The organism is Streptomyces sp. 150FB, from assembly GCF_000818195.1.
Taxonomy (GTDB): domain Bacteria; phylum Actinomycetota; class Actinomycetes; order Streptomycetales; family Streptomycetaceae; genus Streptomyces.
The window spans coordinates 8,641,400-8,646,086 of sequence record NZ_JTHL01000001.1; the positions used below are offsets into that span (position 1 = coordinate 8,641,400).

At 67.4% G+C, this 4,687-nt stretch carries 5 protein-coding genes; 2 read left to right on the forward strand and 3 right to left on the reverse strand.

The window, feature by feature from the left end; all coding sequences use genetic code 11:
* Positions 1-323: 323 nt before the first annotated feature.
* Both QR77_RS37085 and QR77_RS37090 read right to left on the reverse strand, forming a co-directional pair.
* A complete protein-coding gene (locus tag QR77_RS37085; protein ID WP_040029310.1) occupies positions 324-1,367 on the reverse strand; it encodes a S66 peptidase family protein in 1,044 nt (347 codons plus the stop codon).
* Between the two features lie 127 nt (positions 1,368-1,494).
* Positions 1,495-1,827, reverse strand: coding sequence for a helix-turn-helix domain-containing protein (locus QR77_RS37090; protein WP_160310994.1), 333 nt, complete (start codon positions 1,825-1,827; stop codon positions 1,495-1,497).
* 83 nt (positions 1,828-1,910) lie between these two features.
* Between QR77_RS37090 and QR77_RS37095 the strand changes: the two genes are divergently transcribed.
* Both QR77_RS37095 and QR77_RS37100 read left to right on the forward strand, forming a co-directional pair.
* A complete protein-coding gene (locus QR77_RS37095) occupies positions 1,911-2,519 on the forward strand; it encodes an NAD(P)H-binding protein (protein WP_040026369.1) in 609 nt (202 codons plus the stop codon).
* A gap of 195 nt (positions 2,520-2,714) precedes the next feature.
* Positions 2,715-3,929, forward strand: a complete 1,215-nt coding sequence (locus QR77_RS37100; RefSeq protein ID WP_236711209.1) for an MFS transporter — start codon at positions 2,715-2,717, stop codon at positions 3,927-3,929.
* A gap of 23 nt (positions 3,930-3,952) precedes the next feature.
* Here the strand turns inward: QR77_RS37100 and QR77_RS37105 are convergent, their stop codons facing one another.
* Positions 3,953-4,531 carry a TetR/AcrR family transcriptional regulator gene (locus tag QR77_RS37105; RefSeq protein WP_040026370.1) on the reverse strand — a complete coding sequence of 193 codons (579 nt, stop codon included), beginning with the start codon at positions 4,529-4,531 and terminating at the stop codon, positions 3,953-3,955.
* Positions 4,532-4,687: the final 156 nt, after the last annotated feature.

Genomic DNA, 4,687 nt, shown 5'->3' on the forward strand with positions numbered 1-4,687 from the left:
GGCCCCAGGGGGAGACTCCCCGGGGGGCCTTGTCTGTTCTGCTGCTTTGCTCCCGGCTGCCAGATGCTTGCCCTGCGGGGCACGCACGAAGGGATCACTGCCCCATGCCACTCGGCCTAGCGTCTGCGAGCTGGCTTTGGTGGCGGGGAGGGTTGGTTGGGGAGGTGTTGTGAGCGCCGATGGACGCGGGAGAGCCTTGGGCGCTGGACGATGCACGTCTTGGAGAGGCCACAGGTCGGCGTGCGACTGGATCCGGTCCTCGGGAGAGCGGTCGAGGATGGTGCCGCACGGCATCGTGCGTTCCGCATGATTCAACGGATGGATCAGTAGGTGACACTGATTCGGCGTGCTGGGCCGTCCACTCGGATACGACCGCCGTAGGGGATGACGAACTGTGGGTCTGTGTGGCCCAGGTCGACGTCGAACACCGTCATCGTGTCGGGGGCGTACTGGTTGAGTGCCCGCAGGACGGCTTCGCGTTGTTGCTGCCGGAAGTCCGTTCGCTTCGGGATGGTCAGCCGTTGTTCGAATGACCAGCTCTTGGCCCGGCCCATCAGCAGTGCCGGGAACTGCCGCAGGAGTCCCCGTTCGCCCATGTTCCGCAGGATTCGGTAGACCTCCTCTGCTCCCGGCATTTCTTCGGATGTCTCCAGGAAGAGGACGTTGCCGGAGTACGTGTCGGCCTGTTGTATTTCGCGGTCGGCCATCAGCAGCCAGGACAGGATCTCCAGGTTGCCGCCCCAACTGCTCCCTTCGATTACCCGGTCCGCGTTGTGCCAGGTCCATCCCTCGGCGGGTTCCATCTCCGGTTCGGCTTCGAACGTCTGTGGGTCCTCCCAGGGGCGGTCGACGTCTCCGGAAGCATCGGGGGGCGTGAGCTCGTACTCGCCGGACGTGAACAGGGCCGCCCGGAGGGATCCTTCGGTCAGTGGGTGCATGGCGCCGGGGCGTCCGAGTTCGACCATTACCGAACCGCCGTGGTAGCCGACGATGCCCAGGTTCCGGAGGAGGATCAGCAGGTTGGTGTTGTCGCTGTGGCCGAAGAAGGGCTTGGGATTGGCTCGGAGGAGATCGCGGTCGAGGTGCGGGAGCACACTGATCTGGTCGTCGCCGCCGATGCTGGCGAGCACTGCTTTGATCTGGGGGTCGGCGAAGGCCGCGTGGATATCGGCGGCGCGTTCTTGTGGGGTCGCGGCCATCTGGCGAGACGTGGGGTATTCCACCGTCTCCAGCCCGAAGTCGCTCTGGAGCCTGCGTAATCCCAGTTCGTAGGGCATGGGCAGCAGACCGGGCAGGCCGGACGAGGGGGAGAGGACCGCAACGCGATCTCCAGGCCGGGGCTTGGCCGGGTATGTGAGGTGCGTCATCGGGTGATCGTAGTCGTCAACGGCTCCGCTGCCGCAGGGCTTTTCTCCCATGGGGTGGTGGCGACGTCCTCCAGGGCGGCCAGCCGGTTCTGCTGCCGTCCGCCCGGTTCTGCTGCCGTCCGCCCGTTCAGGGGGCCTGCCCTGAACGCTCCAGGTCGAGCGCGACGGTACGCACCGCATCGACAATCGGCAGCAGCTTGCGACCGAATGGAGTGAGGTCGTACAGCGTCGACTGCTTGCTCCTCGTCTCCGCGACCCGGCTGACGATGCCGGCGTCCTCCAGCTTGCGCAGGCGGTTGGTCAGGGTGACCGCGTTGACCTTCGGGATGGCCCGCTGAAGTTCGTTGAAGCGCATCCCCGAAGCCTGCAGTGTCATCACGATCGCCAGCGTCCACAGGTCGCCGATGACCGACAGGATCTGCATGCATCGCGCCGTCTGGGGATCCTCCGCCTGATTCATGATGCCGCCCATCCTAGACCGCCGTGCTACCTTCACTGGTAAACAACCTTTAGTGGTTTTCCCTCAGGAAGGTGCAGCCCACCATGAGGATCACAATCTTCGGAGCGACCGGACGGATGGGGCAACTGCTGGTGCGGCAAGCCCTTGACGCGGGGCATGTGGTCACGGCCTACGCCCGCACACCCGGCAAGCTCCCTCTCACGCACGCGAACCTCACCATCGCTGCCGGACAGCTCGATGACGACCAGTCGATTCTCGAAGCGGTCCGCCCCGCGGACGCCGTCATTGAGGGCGTCGGCTCCGAGAGTGCCGCGACCCGAAGGATCATCGCCGCCATGGACACCGCCGGCGTCAAACGCTTCGTGGTCGTGTCCACATGCAGCGTTCCGGACCCGGCCGATCGGCCGGACCTCAAGTTCAAAGCCCTCGTCCAACTCGTCAGGACCGCCGCGCCCCGAGCCTGGGCCGAGGTGCGCTCCGCGGCGGAGGCGGTACGCGCCAGCGACCTGGACTGGACGCTGGTCCGCGTGGCCAAACTCAACGACAAGCCCGCCACTGGAGCCATCAAGGTCGGACACTACGGCCACGGGGTGGTGGACCTCTCCATCAGTCGCGCCGACATGGCCGCCTTCCTGCTCAGCCAAGTGACCGACGAGACCTACCTGCGCAACGCCCCGGCGATCAGCAACTGATCACCAATACCGAGGCCGGACCGGAGCCCGCGCACCGACAGGATGCGCGGGCCGCTTCGGCGCCGGCGAAGCCCGTACTCGACACAGGGATCTGACATGGTGCCTCCGGAGCCCCGACCACCCACGCCGACGGCCAAGGCCGAGCGCGTTACGCTGCGTCGGAATCGTCCTCTGCTGCTCCTTGTCGTGGAGCAGATGACGAGTTCAGTGGGGCGTCAGGTCACCGCTCTGGCGCTGCCGCTCCTTGCTGTCGCTTATCTGCACGCCGGCCCGCAGGGAACCTCCGCACTCATCGCGATGGCCTACCTTCCCGGTGTCGTGCTGAGTCCGCTGATCGGAGTGGTCGTCGACCGAGCCAGGCTGCGCCGCCTGCTGGTTGCCGTGGCATGGACGCAGGTCCCCGTCATCGGCAGCGTGCCGCTCGCCTCCGCGCTGAACGGCCTGACCTGGTCACACTTGTTCGCCGCAGCCGCCGTCTCCGGAGCCCTGAGCTCCACGCAGAGTGTCGCGCTGCAGTCTTGCCTGCCTCGCGTGGTGCCCTCGCAACAGCTCATGCCTGCCAACTCCTCGCTCACCGGGGCCCGGACGGCCGGCCTGATCGGCGGACCCGCGCTTGGCGGCGTCCTGATTGGCATCGTCGACCCGGCCCCGGCGCTCCTGGTGGAGTGCGCCGCCTATGTCATCGGCGGGGCCCTGTTTCTCGCGCTGCCGACGTCGCTGAACCGGTCGGCGGATGACGTCGGCACGAGCGCACGGTCCCGTATCGATGCCCTCAGGGAAGGGCTGACGGTCATCCGGCGCGAAACGTTGTTACGTCGGCAGGCCCTGGCCGCAGCCGGGCTCAACCTGGGAGGAGGCGCGGGAAGCGGCCTGTTCGTTCTGTACGCGGTCCGGGAACTGGGGCTGCCCTCGTGGCAGCTCGGCACGGTGTACGCCGCATATGCGGTCGGCATGGGAACCGGCGTGCTCGTCGCGACATCGGCCACCCGGGTGCTGGGGATGAGCCGGGTCATCCAGGTGTGCGCCCTGGGTGCGGGGGCGAGCCTCTTCTTCATCCCCGCGGCCTCCCTGGGGCTCGCGTTTCCGGTGCTGGTTCTGTATGAGCTGCTGTTTGGACTGCTGGCCACCGTCTGGACGGTCGCCATGACCACGGGGCGGCAGCTCATCACCCCCGCCCACCTGCTGGGGCGCGTTAATGCCCTCCTCCAGGCGGTGTTGACCGCCACCCTGCCTGTTGGCGCCTTCGCCGGGGGATGGCTCGCTTCCCGAGTCGGCATCGTGCCGGTGCTGATCGGGGCGGCAATCCTCGCGCTGGCGGGCGCGAGCAGCCTGTGGTTCCCGCGCAACCTGTTCGTCGAGGTCGAACGAGCGGCGGATGGTACTGCCCCTCCCGCACGGGCCGGGCGTTGACGATCGTCGCCGGTCCCGGTGGGTCAGAGCATGGCGAGCCGGTCCACCAATAGCTCCGTCCTCCGCTCGGTGTCCTCGGGCGGCAGTCGTCCCGCTCGGGTCAGGGTGGCCAGTCCGTGCAGGGCCGCCCAGAACACCTCGGTGAACAGTCCCGGGTGGACGCCGTCCCCGGCGACCTCGCCGAGGCTTTCCAGCAGGGCGGCGAAGGCGTCCTTCAGAGGCTCCGGGGTGTCCTCGTTCGCGAACACCAGGCCGCCGTCGAGCTGGAACATGGCGTCGTAGACCGCCTGGTTGCGTGCGGCGAAGTCGAGATAGGTGCGGGCGAGGGCGGTGACCCGGGTGCGAGGGCCGTCCGCGGCGGAGGTCGCGGCCCGCAGCGCCGCGGCCATCTCGGCGGCGCCTTCGAGGGCGACGGCGCCGATGATCTCGCGCTTGCCGCGGAAATGGCTGTAGAGGACGGGCTGGCTGTATTCGATGCGCTCGGCGAGCCGACGGGTGGTGACCGCGTCCCAGCCCTGCTGCTCGGCGAGTTCACGGGCTGTCGCCACGATGAGGCGCTCGCGGTCCGCCCGTTCGCGCTGCTTGCGTTCCTGTACCGACATGCTGTGATTCTATCACCGCTAGACAATCGAGCGGCAACAGGACTAGCGTTGCCTCACCATCTAGCAACACTAGATCCAGAAGAGGTCATCATGCTCGACGCACTTGAGGTCTTCACCACCGTGGTCGTCGGTCTGATGGTGGGGGTGGAGTTCTCC